This window comes from Veronia pacifica, assembly GCF_001707825.1.
Classification (GTDB): domain Bacteria; phylum Pseudomonadota; class Gammaproteobacteria; order Enterobacterales; family Vibrionaceae; genus Veronia; species Veronia pacifica.
Map to the genome: position 1 here is coordinate 16,050 of NZ_LYBM01000033.1, position 14,521 is coordinate 30,570.

The following is a 14,521-nucleotide window of genomic DNA, read 5'->3' on the forward strand; positions in this document are numbered from 1 at the left end:
TTCTTCTCCTTACAATCAGCCAGCAGCTGTCAGGCGTCTGTCGCCCAGCTAATAGTGTTAGTGAGCAGGTCGGCACCAGTAGTTGTCAGAATTGACTCCGGGTGAAACTGGTAACCGACTACTTTATCGTTATCGTTAGCCACAGCCATCACCAAACCATTGACGTCTGCAATCACCGCCAGTGAATCTGGCACCTCAGTAGCAACCAGCGAGTGGTAACGTGCAATGGTCAATGTTTGCGGTAGGTCATCAAAGACGGGATGACTGCCACACTGTAACGCTGAGGCTTTGCCATGCACTATTTCTCCCGCGCCCTCTACTTTACCGCCATACGCTTCTACGATGGCCTGCTCACCAAGGCAAATCCCAATCATTGGCACTTTACCTTTTAGACGTAGGATTAATTCTGGCATACAGCCTGCGTCGGCAGGGGCGCCCGGTCCGGGAGACAGCACCACCACCGGATTATCAAGAGCGTTGATGGCCTGCTCAATCTGTTCTGCCTTCAGACTGTTTCGGTAAATAGTGACCGGATAACCCAGAGAGCGAAATTGGTCCACAAGGTTATAGGTAAAAGAGTCAAAGTTATCGATCAGAACGATCTCAGTATTATTCTGGCTCATGCTGGCTCCTTCCGGTGGGCGGCTTGTATAGCAGTGATCACTGCTTGTGCTTTACCACGGGTCTCATCAGCTTCAGCCTGGGGCACTGAGTCAAAAACAACACCTGCACCAGCTTGTACTTGCGCTATGTCGTTTTCGACGTACGCAGAACGAATGACAATACAGGTGTCCATATCACCATGCCCATTGAGATAGCCTACTGCGCCGCCATAGCTGCCACGTTTTTGTTTTTCGAAGTCTCTGATGAGTTGCATCGCACGAATCTTAGGTGCGCCCGTCAGTGTTCCCATGTTCATGCAAGCTTGATAGGCGTGCAGAGCATCAAGGTCGCTTCTCAGCTGACCAACCACTCGTGACACCAAATGCATGACGTGGCTGTAACGGTCAACTTTCAGAAGGTCGGCGACATATCTCGACCCTGGCTCACTGATCCTGGCAACATCGTTTCGCGCCAAATCTACCAGCATCATATGTTCTGCTTTTTCTTTGGTATCGTTGCGCAGCTCCAGTTCAATCCGGCCATCAAGGTCAAGGTTGATTGACCCATCGCCGTTTTTCCCCCGGGGACGCGTACCCGCAATGGGATAAATCTCAACTTGGTTGGATTCTTTACTGTATTTCAGAGCGCTCTCTGGTGAGGCTCCAAAGAGGGTAAACACTTCGTCATGCATGTAGAACATGTAAGGACTTGGGTTACCCTGCTTTAACTTGCGGTAAGCATTAAGCGGAGACGGGCAGGGCAGGGTAAAGCGTCGGCTCGGCACGACCTGAAAGACGTCTCCTTTCACCACATAATCGCGCATGGTTTCAACTGCTGCACAGAAGTCAGTATCCGATACCGATACCTGAGGCTCGCATTGCTCCAGTATTACTGCTGCTGGCAATTGAACCGGGTTAAGGCAAGATTCTTTGATCGCCTGCAAACGTCGGCTAAGATCGAAATAGCTCTCTGCGGTGTCATCACCGCCAAACAATGTGCCCTGAAGTCGCCCTTTCCGGCGTTGGTGGTCAATAACCAACAGAGTCTCGGCGACGTAGAACACATAGTCAGGACAGTTATTGGTGGCATTTGCAACGGGTAACGGTTCAAACTCCGCGACCAAATCATAGGCAAATAAGCCGCCAATCATAATGGCGTCATCAGGGTGGCCTGCCAGTTCGCATGATTCCTGAACCAGTCTTAATGCGTCAAACTGAGAATGCTCCCTCAGGCGTGCATCTTCATCGAGTGCTGATGTTGTTCGCGGAAAATGCATCTCCAGTGTGTCTGGGGTAAGTGTTGTTTCAATGGAAAGGCGCTGGCTTTCAATGCGGTGCTCGACAGCGGCTAACAGATTACGGCCATTTCCGGTTTTTGCCTCAAGCTTAACATGACGACCATAGCAGACAATGCGCACGGCGGCATCAATCAACATAAAGCTTTTAATATCTTGTTTTGAGTCGATCTCTGCCGATTCCAGTAACAGGCTATTTGGCCGATTCTGACATACGGCACTGTAGAGTTCGGTTGGATCGGCCACATAAGGCACGTCCAGACTCAATACTTCCAGTTCACCTGTTTTTACAGCGTGGTTGTTCACAGCGTTCTCCCTGCTGCCTCTACAAAAGGTTTAAGTTCCTGCATTAATTGGGCGAACATTTCTCCGGTAAGCGCCTGATGGCCATCTGATAAAGCCTCGCTTGGCTTCAGATGGCTCTCAACAATGATGCCATCCGCACCGACGGCAGCTGCCGCACGTGAAAGTGGGATCACCAACTCACGCACACCTGTCCCGTGGCTAGGGTCAACCAGCACGGGCAAGTGACTTTTTTGTTTGATCACAGCGACAGCGTTTAAATCCAATGTATTGCGGGTGGCGGTCTCAAACGTTCGAATACCGCGCTCACACAGGATAATGTTCGGGTTGCCAGCATCATAGATGTATTCTGCAGCCAGCAACAACTCCTCGATAGTGGCTGAAAGTCCACGTTTTAACAAGACTGGTTTGTCTGTTTCGCCGACGGCCTTTAATAATCCGTAGTTTTGCATGTTCCGTGCGCCGATTTGCAGGCAATCAACATAGTTGACCATCATGTCGACCTGACTGGTTTCCATCACTTCTGACACTATCGGTAAACCTGTCATCTCTCTGGCAAGGCTCATCAGCTTCAGGCCTTCTTCTCCCAGTCCCTGAAAGTCATAAGGGCTTGTGCGTGGTTTGAATGCGCCGCCACGAATAGCCATTGCACCTTCACGGGCAACCACCTCGGAGACGGATAGCAATTGCTGCTCTGACTCTACTGAGCAAGGCCCTGCAATTACAGCGAAACGATTACCGCCAACAGGCACGTCGCCAATACGCACAACGGAGTTATGAGCCTGAACATCGCGGGAAACCATTTTATATTTGGTTAAGATAGGTTTGATCTCGTCGACAGCAGGCAGGCTCTCAAGATGCAATTTCTGCAATACTCTTTCGTCACCGAGCGCACCGAGTACCGTTCGCTCAACACCGGGCATATACAGCGGTTTTAAACCTGCTTGTTCAATTTTTTCAAGAATGTGTTTGGCGTCTTGCTCAGTTGATTTTGCTTTTAATACGATGATCATTGCTCTTCCCTAAAAATGCTGATGCGCCTTGCATCTTTCGTCCATGTTATTCTCGACCCAACAAAAAGCCCGCTTTGTTTCGCGGGCTCCGGTAAATGCTGTATGCGAATAGCGGCTTACCGAAGCGGGTAATGCCACCATCCGTTAACTTTTTTGTTATCTGTTGTGTTTTGAGTCAGCAGCATTGCCGGGTTCCTTATCGAGATATTTCAGTACTTGCTAAGCACTTTTGTACTAGTAAACTAGTTCAAAGGCGACAAGTCAAGTGTTCTGGTTAAAGTTGCGATAGATATTTCGCTTTGCAACGAGTTAATTCTGGGCGCTATTTCGATACCAGGGCAGCATTAAGCACAATCGGTATTGTTGATTATCCGAGCCTGAAAAATATTACTGGATCACCCAACTACTCTTTCTTTTTTGCGGCATCAAGTCGGAACTCACTCGGTGTTTTGTTCATCCAGCGTTTGAAAGTACGGGAAAAGTTAGATGCCTCTTGATATCCAAGTGTGTCTGATATTTTTTCAATAGGCATATTTGACTTGGTGAGATACCAGATAGCGAACTCCTTGCGGATGTTATCGAGGATCAATTGGTAGGTACTGCCCTCTGCCTTGAGTTTCCGTATCAGCGTGCGCGTTGACATATTCAGCGTCGATGCAACATCGTCGAGAGAAATGAACAAATTGTCAGAGCTAAGAAGTACGCATCTGACCCGTAAAACGATGTCCTGTTTGGTCTCCTGTTGTTTCTTTATTCTTTCACATTGTGATGTAGCAATATGATAGGCGTCCGGCTCGTAGGTTAACGATGAGATATTGAGATAGTCATTAGGTATGAAAATAGATACATCTGACTGGCCGAAAAGAAAATGATTATCTGGCATTGCCTTTTCATATTCTTGATGCCACTCCGGTTGCGGATAGGAGAGGGTAAATACCCAGTTTTCTACCTTATCACCAATAATACTTGCGACTGATTGGTAGAATAAGGTCAACACTGCGATGCTTGCGTATTCCTCATCCTCCCCGAGCTCGATAGTTGGTGTAAAAACAATCTTAAGACCGCCGGGTTCCTCCACAGAGTATGAAGAGAAAATTTTCTGCCTAATACACATGAAGTTGGTGATAAAGCTAACAGCTTTCCCTAGCGTCTGGCAGACAGCGATACCAAATCCAAAGCTGCTGTGATGAGATGTCAGAATAGTTTTAGCAATATCGAATGCAACCCAGGGCCGACCAGATACCTCTACTGTCCGAGCTTTCAAACGGGAAAATTGCTCGAAAGTAATGAATTCTTTGTCGTTGAGTAACTCTTCCCACTCGATATTCGTATTCTCTAAAAAGCTTTCAACCGTCATACCCTCCTTGACGAAAAACGCACACATGATGCGTGCATAAGCCGCATGAAGAGCAGGTCTCAATCTCTCTGTATCTAGTCGCGATGTTTGATTTGTCATTACTGTATTTTCTATTTTACTGTTCTGAACAGATTACATTTTTATTTGAGCGCTGCGTGTCACAAAATGACGATACTATGTATAAATTTGGCATTGAATTCAGAGTTGTGCCAATGTCGCTGCTCTAAGTTGTCGCTAATTGACAAGATGTTTGCAGTTCAGTTCATCGTCATTGCTCTGCATCTGATGAAAGCTTTTCTGACAATTTAAATATAATGATGCACCGTAAGGTGTATGAGTATCGAATCATATTGTTTTATCTTCCATAGCCTGAGTATTTGAGAACACCGCCATAGACCTGACTTCACCGGGCTAGACCAAACTCCACCTTAATATTGCACTAACGCCCTAGTACAATGGTGACATCTACAGCCATATTATCTGCTCAAGTTGTCGTGATTTGACGATTTCTTGGCAGTTCAACCCATAGTCAGTATGCAGACGATAGTGCAATATCAGTACAACTTGATTTAGAAGATATTTATATACATTAGAGTGTTAGGATTTTTTAAATCTTGTTGCTACTCATTGTAAAAATTACGTATACAAGTACATCGCTGTTGACCCAAGTCGCATTAGGTCAAACCAAACGGCCCTCCTGAACATTGCAGGTATGGGCCTTTTTTCTTCCTGAGGTGCAAGCGCATCTTTACTCAGCTCGCTCATTGATCACACTAGAATAAATCCCAACGACATCAGACAGTGAAACGGGTATGAATAAACTCTTCAAAGCTGCCGACATTTCCAAATAGCGACATCTTTTGCCAAATCGTCAATCAAAGCTGTCTTTATTTGACGATTTTTTGGCAGTTCAACCCATAGTGAGAAGTAGAAACAAAGTGCATAATGTACCCAACATGATTTAGAGGTTAATCATATACACTAGAGTGTTAGGATTTTTAAATCTTGTTGTGACACAGGGTAAAATTACGTATACAAGTACATCGCTGTAGACCCAGTTATATTAGGTCAAACCAAACGACCCCCCTGAACATTGCAGGTGCGGGTCTTTTTCTTTTCAGGCTCAAACTTATCTAAAGTAACGCGTCACTGCCTTCTCAAAAAAACACATGCGATAAGTGCATCTATTCGTCCGCCAGAATCCAAAAATATTGTTGTTATCTCCGCCTACTTTAAATTCGGCAGACTAGCTAATGAAAATCACTGCGGATAAAAAAGTTGTTATTGACGGTGCTCTGACAAAGCAAAGTGGCAGTACTATTTGATTGATTTATCTATTTGCAATCAGCGTCTGGCTCACGCATCATGGCGCCGGTTAGTTCGCGCAGAGATAAAACATGCTATTCGATTTACACTGTCACACCACAGCGTCTGATGGCCACCTCAGTCCAGAGGAGCTGGTTGAACGTGCCGCCAAATTCAATGTGGACATTCTTGCTATTACTGACCACGACACGCTTGCAGGTCTCGACGATGCGAGGTCAGCTATTGAAGCGTCTAAGCATCCGATAACCTTGATTAATGGCATTGAAATATCAACTGCATGGAGTAATTTTGATATCCATGTGGTTGGTTTAAATGTAAATCCTGATGCACCTGAATTGACTGAACTGGTATCGGCGCAAGCGGCAAGGCGTGATGAAAGATCGAAGCAAATTGCTGAGCGACTGGAAAAAAACCGTATGCCGGGCGCACTTGAAGGGGCCAGAGCCCTCGCTGGTGACGTTCCACTTACCCGGGCACATTTCGCTCGCTGGATGGTTGAGCAGGGCCATGTCAAAAACATGCAGACTGTTTTTAAAAAATACATGACCCGCGGAAATCCCGGATACGTGCCGCCCAACTGGTGCACGATTGAAGAGGCTATTGACACAATTCACAAAGCGGGTGGGCAGGCTGTACTTGCTCATCCCGGTCGCTATAAACTCACCGCCAAATGGTTAAAGCGCCTGCTTCAGGCGTTTACTGAGGCTGGTGGTGATGCGATGGAAGTTGCTCAGCCACAACAGTCGCCCAATGAGAGGCGGCTACTCGCCGACTATGCTATTCATTATGGATTACTGGCTTCTCAAGGTTCAGATTTTCACTACCCCTCTCCGTGGTCGGAGTTGGGGAGAAATCTTTATTTGCCCAAAGGGTGTCAACCTGTTTGGGAAAACTGGAACCTGCCGGTGAACGGATTGGCTGAAAGCAGCCACATGCTCGAGGAGAAACAATGAGCCAATTTTTTTATGTTCACCCTGAAAACCCTCAGGCACGCCTGATCAATCAGGCCGTCGCCATTGTGAGAAATGGTGGGGTGATAGTCTATCCAACAGACTCTGGTTATGCACTGGGATGTCAATTGGAAAACAAGCAGGCGTTGGAGCGCATTTGTCGTATTCGTCGCCTTGATGATAGTCATAACTTTACCCTGTTGTGTCGGGATCTTTCTGAGTTGTCGCTTTACGCTCGTGTTGATAATACAGCGTTTCGTCTTATTCGAAATAACACTCCGGGTGCGTATACATTCATCTTTAAAGCAACAAAGGAAGTGCCGCGCCGTTTGATGAATCCGAAGCGAAAAACAATTGGTATTCGTGTTCCTGATAACCAAATCGCATTGGATCTTCTTGAGGCTCTGGGCGAGCCCATGATGTCGACGTCATTGATTCTGCCAGGTAACGATTACACCGAATCCGATCCCGAGGCTATTCGCGATAACCTTGAGCATGCGGTTGATGTCATTTTACATGGCGGCTACCTTGGTGAGCACCCGACAACCGTGATTGATTTCAGTGAAGATAGCCCAGAAATAATGCGACATGGAGCCGGTGATCCAACGCCGTTTGAATAATAGTTTTTTCATCGCCTAGATCACAAAACACATGGTGTATTCTTGTACACTTTGGCATAATGCGCCGTCGTTTTACATACGGCCTCTAAAACACCCCTAATTTCCGACATCGACGCCTGTGAAGGCGACAGTAAGGTAAAAGTTAATGAGCGAAAAATTACAGAAGGTGCTGGCTCGCGCTGGCCTGGGTTCCCGCAGGGAAATTGAAAGTCTTATTCAGTCAGGCCGCATCAGCGTCAATGGCATTGTCGCCAAGCTGGGAGATCGTCTTGATGATCTCAATGCACATGTCCGCCTTGACGGCCATAGCGTGAAAATTTCAGCGTCTTCTGAAGTTGTCTGTCGTGTTCTGGCATACAACAAACCTGAGGGTGAGCTTTGTACCCGAAGTGACCCTGAAGGCCGTCGTACTGTTTTCGACCGACTGCCACGTTTGAACAGTGCCCGCTGGGTCGCTGTTGGTCGTCTTGATGCCAACACATCGGGTTTAATGCTTTTCACTACTGACGGTGAACTGGCCAACCGACTGATGCACCCGAGCCGTCAGGTACAGCGTGAATACATGGTACGTGTATTCGGCGAGGTAAATGAACAGATGATTCGCAACCTCGTCAACGGCGTAGAGCTTGAAGACGGACAGGCGCGATTCGAAGATGTTCAGTACGCTGGTGGCGAAGGTATGAATCACACGTTCTACGTTGTGATCACTGAGGGCCGTAACCGCGAAGTGCGTCGTCTCTGGGAAACTCAGGGAGTAACGGTAAGCCGACTCAAGCGTGTTCGTTATGGTGACTTATACCTGAGCAAAGAGCTGCCTCGTGGCGGCTGGATGGAACTTGATCTGAAGGAAGTAAACTACCTGCGAGAAATGGTAGAAATGCGCCCTGAGAAAGAGACCTTTGTTACGCCAGAAGCCGAAAAGCGCAAAGCGCGCTCCCAGAAGATCCGTCGTGCGGTTCGTCGCCACGAAGAGCGTGTAGACTCCTCTGATACCCGCAAAGTGCGCCAGTCAAAGCGTGGTAACCCCACTGCTAAACCCGGCCGTAATAAACCGTCCGGTCAAGGCAAAGGCAATGGCGGCCGCTCTGGTAACCGTCAGCAGCGTCCGGGTCAGCCATCTACCCGTCAACGACAGGGTGGACCTAAGCGCTAAGTCTGTCAGGCAAAACGTTTTAAAATTGAAGGCCAGCAAATGCTGGCCTTTTTGCATTTAAGGACTAAAAAGTGATTCAGCCTTCGTCCTTCGATGCAGTCTGCTCTCCGGGCGCTAGCTTGGGTTGAGCATAAATACACTGGCCATGAACGTCTTTCCCCTCTGGTGCCATCAGGTAAACATAAAGCGGCATAATATCAGCAGGTGTCTTCAGTAAATTGCCATCCTCAGCCGGAAAGGCCGATGCACGCATTTTTGTGCGCGTGCGCCCGGATTGATCGCATTGACGCGCACCCTGGTGTCAGACAATTCGTCTGCCAGAACCTGCATCATACCTTCTGTCGCAAACTTGGAAATAGCATAGGTGCCCCAGAAGGCGCGGCCCATGTGTCCGACAGTAGAGGAGGTGAAAACCAATCTGGCGTCATCTGATTTTCTGAGTAGCGGGACCATCGCCTGAGTCATGAGGAAAGCACCTTTGACATTCACTTGCATCACGTCATCAAAGGTTTTCTCATCAATCTGCTCGAACGGGCACAGCACACCCAGTAGGCTGGCATTGTGAAGCACTCCATCCAAGTGACCAAACTGACCTTCTATGGTATCTACCATATCGAGGTAGTTTTGTTTGGTTGCGCCCATCAGGTCCAGCGGTATAATCGCGGGTGTTGGCCCGCCAGCGGCTTCTATTTCGTCAAATACGGCTTCCAGCTTGGACACAGTGCGGCCAAGCAAAATAACAGTCGCACCGTGTGCGGCATAGCTCAGAGCAGCCTGACGACCAATACCATCGCCCGCGCCTGTTACCAGAATCACTTTACCTTTCAGTGCGTCAGATGAGACATGATAATCCACAATAGCATTCCTAAATATTGTAATGAAAGGCCATTCTAAAGGGTCATTATCTCGGGAAACAACCAATCTATTCGCTTAAAGCAGTAAAAATTCGTTGCAATTACATGTACTCTGGGCCGTAATAATTTTTATGAATTAGTAGTAGAATTCCAAAACGACAAAGATAAAGAGGAAATGCATAGTGGAGTTTCTTTTTGAATACGGACTTTTTTTGCTGAAGGCGGCCACAATTGTGGTGGTTGTTTTTGCTATTTTGGCCATTATCCGTAGCGGCGGCAAAGGGGAAGAGCAGCCGGGAGAACTAAAAGTAACAAATCTGACGGAAGCGTTTAAAGACAATGTGTCGACCATGGAGTCTCACTTGTTCGATGATGCTGCAATGAAACTTCGTGCCAAAGAAGAGAAAAAAGCAGACAAAGCCCGAGCAAAAGAAGAAAAGAACAAAGCGAAAGAGCTGGCTGAAAGCGGTGATCTCGAATCAATCCGGAAACCTCAGTTATTTGTTATCGATTTTAAGGGCAGCATTGATGCCCGTGAAGTTGCCGCAATGCGCGAGGAAGTCACTGCGATATTATCTGTCGCCAAAGCTGATGATGAAGTGCTTGTCAGACTGGAAAGCGGGGGAGGCATGGTTCACGCTTATGGCCTTGCTTCATCTCAGTTGGACCGAATTAAAAAAGCAGGCGTAACACTGACAATATCTGTCGATAAAGTAGCGGCCAGCGGTGGATATATGATGGCTTGTGTCGCTGATAAAATCATTGCTGCGCCTTTTGCTGTTGTCGGCTCAATCGGTGTGATCGCTCAATTGCCGAACTTCAATAAATTATTGAAAAAAAATGATATTGATTATGAGCAACTTACCGCAGGTGAATTCAAGCGAACGTTGACCATGTTTGGTGAAAATACCGACAAGGCGCGCGAGAAATTTCAGGAAGAACTGGAGCAGACACACGTATTGTTCAAAGACTTCATTGCGGACCATAGACCTGATCTTGAGCTACAAAAAGTCGCCACAGGTGAGCACTGGTTTGGTAATCAGGCACTGCCTCTGGGGCTGATTGATGAAGTGGGCACCAGCGATGATTTTTTGATGGCTGCCTGCAAAGAAGAGAGAGATATTCTCAAAGTTCAGTATACTGCCCGTAAAAAACTGGTGAACAAAGTATTTGATTCATCCTCTGAGGCAGTTGACCGCTTGTTATTGAAGTGGGTCGCGCGCGTCAGCGACCGATCGTTTAGGAGTAATAATGAATCCAACCTGGGCTTTCTTTTCATTTAATGGAAGAATGCGGCGCCGGGATTACTGGTTGTGGAATCTGGTGCTGGCAATGATCCTTATTCCTGTGTTACCGACTGTGCTACAAAATGGTAACGGGGATATGATCAGTGTGCTTGCGAGATTGGTGTTTTTAGTCGGTGTGTGGGCATCAGCAGCAATGAACGTGAAACGATTACGGGATAGAAATAAAAGCCCGTGGTGGATTTTGCTGACATTCATGCCTGTCGTTGGCATTTTATTCCAATTGGTTGAGCTTGGTATTTTGGATGGAACACCGGGTCCCAACCGTTATGGCCCTGATCCTAAAGGCCGAGGAGGTCAACCTCCAAGAGAAGGCGGCGATCGCAAAGACGAAGCCATTTTTGAGGGCTAATAGGGTTAATAAGGCAAGGAAGCCACGATATTCATCGTGGCTTTTTACTCGGCTTGTGAAAATGGCGTATATACTTTAGCCGTTCTGCAATGTCTGGATTAGTGATAACGTCACTGATATCTCGGTACAATTAATGAGCTGGCCTATGCATGTTGGCACTATTTGTTGGCTTTAATTGTCAGGTTGATTGATATTTTAGTGTGACGCAGGCCAGAAATTTGTGCATGTCGATAGCCTTCATACGAGCAGCAATGGTAATGATTAGCGCCCATGAGTACGTTGCTTGCCAATGACCTTGGACAGTTATTCAATATCTGTTCATTTTTTTTTCAATAAACGAAGAAGCCGCGACCAATCAGTGGCTTTTCAAAAGAAACAGGTTGATATTCAGATCTACACGCTCAATATTAAAAAGCGTTAGGGTGTCTCATTGGGCTAGCATCCAACCTGATCAATAGATTTTTTAAACACGAGGGCGTAATTGGTTCATTATGGGTAAATCTCTCGTTATCGTGGAGTCACCAGCGAAGGCGAAAACGATAAACAAATATCTCGGTAAAGATTTTATCGTTAAGTCGAGTGTCGGCCACGTCCGTGATCTTCCGACAGGCGCCTCTCAGGGCGGCAAAAAAGCTGCGCCGGTGTCTACCAAAGGGCTAAGCCCTGAAGAAAAAGCGCGAATCAAAAAGGAAAAAGATAAGAAAGCGCTGATCAACAAAATGGGTGTTGACCCATATGATGACTGGAAAGCCAACTATCAAATTTTGCCCGGCAAGGAGAAAGTCGTTGCCGAGCTTAAATCTCTTGCTGAAAAAGCTGACCATGTTTATCTCGCAACCGATTTAGACCGTGAGGGTGAGGCGATAGCCTGGCACTTGCGGGAAATTATCGGCGGTGAAGAAGACCGCTTCAAACGTGTTGTTTTCAATGAGATCACCAAAAATGCCATTACGCAGGCGTTTGAGACCCCGGGCGAATTAAATATTGATGGCGTGAATGCCCAGCAGGCACGTCGTTTTCTCGACCGCGTTGTAGGCTTCATGGTGTCACCGCTGCTTTGGAAAAAAGTAGCGCGTGGTTTGTCTGCAGGTCGTGTTCAATCGGTAGCGGTGAAGCTTCTGGTCGAGCGAGAGCATGAAATCAAAGCGTTTGTCCCGCAGGAATATTGGGACATTCACGCTGATACTCAGACGGCAAGTCAGAACGCACTCCGCCTTGTTGTTGCTCAACAGGGTAAAGGATCTTTCAAACCGCTTAATGAATCGTCAGCGATGGAGGCCACTCGTGCGCTTCAGGCTGCGAGTTATAAAGTTGTTGATCGCGAAGACCGACCGACAAGCAGCAAGCCATCAGCACCTTATATCACGTCAACGTTGCAACAGGCAGCGAGCACCCGAATGGGCTTTGGTGTGAAAAAGACCATGATGCTGGCTCAGCGTCTGTACGAGGCCGGGTATATCACTTACATGCGTACAGACTCCACGAACCTGAGTAAAGAAGCTGTAGAAGCGGCTCGTGGATTTATCAGCAGTGAGTATGGTGATAACTACCTACCGGGAAACCCGGTTGTTTATGGTGCGAAGAGCAATGCTCAGGAAGCGCACGAAGCGATTCGTCCTTCCAGTGTTGATGTTAGTGCTGATCAGCTGACCGGTATGGATCCGGACGCACATCGCCTTTACGACCTGATCTGGCGTCAGTTTGTTGCTTGTCAGATGGTTCCCGCGAAGTATGACTCCAGCACCATTTCGGTAGAAGCGGGTGAGTTTACCCTGAAAGCCAAAGGCCGCACACTGAGGTTTGACGGTTGGACACGCGTACAGCGACCAATGGGTAAAAACGAAGACACCACGCTACCACACGTTGATGTTGGTGAGATGCTGACACTTGAGAAAGTTGATCCCAAGCAGCACTTTACCAAACCGCCTGCTCGTTTCACCGAGGCGGCACTGGTAAAAGAACTGGAAAAACGTGGAATTGGCCGTCCATCGACCTATGCATCTATTATCTCGACTATTCAGGATCGAGGGTATGTCAGGGTTGAGCAGCGTCGTTTCTACGCTGAAAAAATGGGTGAAATTGTTACAGACCGTCTTGATCACAGCTTTGCTGACCTGATGGACTACGACTTTACTGCTCGGATGGAAGAGCGTCTCGACCAAATTGCTATCGGTCACAAGAACTGGAAAGAAGTGCTGAATGCCTTCTTCGATGACTTTACCGATGTACTTGGTACTGCTGAGCAGGAAGAAGACGCGGGCGGTATGAAGCCCAACAACATTGTGCTGACCGATATCGAGTGCCCTACCTGTGGCCGCGAGATGGGTATCCGCACAGCGTCTACTGGTGTGTTCCTCGGTTGTTCCGGCTATGCATTGCCGCCAAAAGAGCGCTGCAAAACCACCATCAATCTGATGGATGAAGAAGGGATCATCAATGTCCTTGAAGAGGACGTTGAAACCGAGGCACTTCGTGCCAAGCGCCGTTGCCCCAAGTGTGAAACAGCGATGGATGCCTACCTGATTGATCAGGACCGTAAACTGCATGTTTGTGGTAATAACCCAAGCTGTGACGGCTATGAGGTGGAGAAAGGTCAGTTCCAGCTGAAGGGTTACGATGGCCCGGTTGTCGAGTGCGATAAATGTAGTTCTGATATGGTGCTGAAAAATGGCCGCTTCGGAAAATACATGGACTGTACCAATGACGAGTGTAAGAACACCCGTAAGATCCTAAAGAATGGCGAAGTTGCACCACCGAAGGAAGACCCTGTGCACTTCCCTGAATTACCGTGTGAAAACTCGGATGCGTACTTTGTGCTTAGAGACGGTGCTTCGGGTCTGTTTATGGCAGCCAGTAACTTTCCTAAATCCCGTGAAACCCGTGCGCCATTGGTCGAGGAACTGTCACGATTTAAGGACCGTCTTGCAGACAAGTTTAAATACCTTGCCGATGCTCCTCAGGAAGACCCTGACGGTCGCAAAGCTGTGGTTCGCTTTAGTCGTAAGACAAAGGAAAATTACATACGTACCGAACAAGATGGCAAGCCATCAGGTTGGACTGGCTTGTTTATCGACGGCAAGTGGGAAATCACTGATAAGCGTAAAAAAAAGTAGCCTTACTGGCTATTTAGCCAAGCATTAAAAGTGATTTGAGATAAAGGCAGCTTAGCTGTCTTTTTTTTGCTTAAACTGAGCTGTCTAGATTTCTCTATTACAGTGATTTTCATTATTTATGTGAATTAACATAAGGTTAAGAATGACTGCTCAGAAGTGTTCTTATCTCTTTATACAAAATGCCTACCTATTATTCCTACTTGTTGTCCGTTCGTGCACAAATATGTCCCACTGATGACAAATGTAATTGCTAATCCTCAATATCCATACATCAATTAA

General features: G+C 47.3%; 9 protein-coding genes and 2 pseudogenes. 6 read left to right on the plus strand and 5 right to left on the minus strand.

The features are described from left to right. Positions 1-29: 29 nt before the first annotated feature. From A8L45_RS16270 to A8L45_RS16285, 4 genes are all read right to left on the minus strand, one after another. A complete protein-coding gene (locus A8L45_RS16270) occupies positions 30-623 on the minus strand; it encodes an aminodeoxychorismate/anthranilate synthase component II (protein ID WP_068904186.1) in 594 nt (197 codons plus the stop codon). After that, a complete protein-coding gene (locus A8L45_RS16275) occupies positions 620-2,203 on the minus strand; it encodes an anthranilate synthase component 1 (RefSeq protein ID WP_068904188.1) in 1,584 nt (527 codons plus the stop codon). The genes A8L45_RS16270 and A8L45_RS16275 overlap by 4 nt, the downstream gene beginning before the upstream one ends. Further along, complete coding sequence (aroF, locus tag A8L45_RS16280; protein ID WP_068904190.1) at positions 2,200-3,213, minus strand: 3-deoxy-7-phosphoheptulonate synthase; 1,014 nt, start codon at positions 3,211-3,213, stop codon at positions 2,200-2,202. Before aroF ends, A8L45_RS16275 begins: the two co-directional genes overlap by 4 nt. A gap of 403 nt (positions 3,214-3,616) precedes the next feature. Next, the gene (locus tag A8L45_RS16285) at positions 3,617-4,669 is read right to left on the minus strand and encodes a helix-turn-helix domain-containing protein (RefSeq protein ID WP_083228372.1); all 1,053 of its coding nucleotides are present in this window, start codon (positions 4,667-4,669) and stop codon (positions 3,617-3,619) included. 1,298 nt (positions 4,670-5,967) lie between these two features. Between A8L45_RS16285 and rnm the strand changes: the two genes are divergently transcribed. The 3 genes from rnm (at position 5,968) to rluB (ending at position 8,619) form a co-directional block, all read left to right on the plus strand. After that, on the plus strand, positions 5,968-6,849 hold the full coding sequence (rnm, locus tag A8L45_RS16290; protein WP_068904195.1) for an RNase RNM: 882 nt from the start codon (positions 5,968-5,970) through the stop codon (positions 6,847-6,849). Then, positions 6,846-7,466: an L-threonylcarbamoyladenylate synthase gene (locus tag A8L45_RS16295; protein ID WP_068904197.1), complete on the plus strand. Its 621-nt coding sequence runs from the start codon at positions 6,846-6,848 to the stop codon at positions 7,464-7,466. Before rnm ends, A8L45_RS16295 begins: the two co-directional genes overlap by 4 nt. Positions 7,467-7,611: 145 nt before the next feature. Beyond that, positions 7,612-8,619, plus strand: a complete 1,008-nt coding sequence (gene rluB, locus A8L45_RS16300) for a 23S rRNA pseudouridine(2605) synthase RluB (RefSeq protein WP_068904199.1) — start codon at positions 7,612-7,614, stop codon at positions 8,617-8,619. A gap of 76 nt (positions 8,620-8,695) precedes the next feature. Here the strand turns inward: rluB and A8L45_RS16305 are convergent. Next, positions 8,696-9,474: pseudogene (locus tag A8L45_RS16305) on the minus strand (YciK family oxidoreductase). A gap of 181 nt (positions 9,475-9,655) precedes the next feature. On the opposite strand from A8L45_RS16305, the pseudogene sohB reads away from it, so the two are divergent. From sohB to topA, 3 genes and pseudogenes are all read left to right on the plus strand, one after another. Next, positions 9,656-10,716 (plus strand): annotated as a pseudogene (sohB, locus tag A8L45_RS16310) (protease SohB). A gap of 8 nt (positions 10,717-10,724) precedes the next feature. Continuing rightward, the gene (locus A8L45_RS16315) at positions 10,725-11,129 is read left to right on the plus strand and encodes a DUF805 domain-containing protein (RefSeq protein ID WP_068904204.1); all 405 of its coding nucleotides are present in this window, start codon (positions 10,725-10,727) and stop codon (positions 11,127-11,129) included. A gap of 491 nt (positions 11,130-11,620) precedes the next feature. Then, positions 11,621-14,242, plus strand: coding sequence for a type I DNA topoisomerase (topA, locus tag A8L45_RS16320; RefSeq protein WP_068904206.1), 2,622 nt, complete (start codon positions 11,621-11,623; stop codon positions 14,240-14,242). The last annotated feature ends 279 nt before the right edge of the window (positions 14,243-14,521 follow it).